Annotated in this window: 1 protein-coding gene; it reads left to right on the plus strand. The window is 61.6% G+C overall.

Annotation, left to right across the window (positions count from 1 at the left end; all coding sequences use genetic code 11):
* The coding region (locus BST38_RS28800) for a phosphopantetheine-binding protein (protein ID WP_207569373.1) at positions 1 to 732 on the plus strand (732 nt) is incomplete at both ends.

Here is a 732-nt window from a genome sequence, read left to right on the forward strand (position 1 = left end):
GTGTCGGAGAAGACGGGTTATCCGGCGGATATGTTGTCGCTGGGGATGGAGATGGAGGCCGAGCTCGGCATCGATTCCATCAAGCAGGTCGAGATTCTGGCTGCGTTGCAGGCGAAATATCCTGGTGCTCCGGATATTCCGGCTTCTGAGCTTGCGGGTCTGCGGACTCTTCAGGATGTCGTCGACACGGTGGCGGGTTTCGCCGGTAGTGCGCCGGCGCCTGCTGCTGCTGTGCCGGTTGCGGCCGCTGCGCCGGTGGTGCCGACCGGTGATGTGGTGTTGGCGATTGTGTCGGAGAAGACGGGTTATCCGGCGGATATGTTGTCGCTGGGGATGGAGATGGAGGCCGAGCTCGGCATCGATTCCATCAAGCAGGTCGAGATATTGGCTGCGTTGCAGGCGAAATATCCTGGTGCTCCGGATATTCCGGCTTCTGAGCTTGCGGGTCTGCGGACTCTTCAGGATGTCGTCGACACGGTGGCGGGTTTCGCCGGTAGTGCGCCGGCGCCTGCTGCTGCTGCGCCGGTTGCGGCCGCTGCGCCGGTGGTGCCGACCGGTGATGTGGTGTTGGCGATTGTGTCGGAGAAGACGGGTTATCCGGCGGATATGTTGTCGCTGGGGATGGAGATGGAGGCCGAGCTCGGCATCGATTCCATCAAGCAGGTCGAGATATTGGCTGCGTTGCAGGCGAAATATCCTGGTGCTCCGGATATTCCGGCTTCTGAGCTTGCG

This window comes from Mycolicibacterium parafortuitum, assembly GCF_002086815.1.
In the GTDB taxonomy this organism is placed as follows: Bacteria; Actinomycetota; Actinomycetes; order Mycobacteriales; family Mycobacteriaceae; genus Mycobacterium; species Mycobacterium parafortuitum.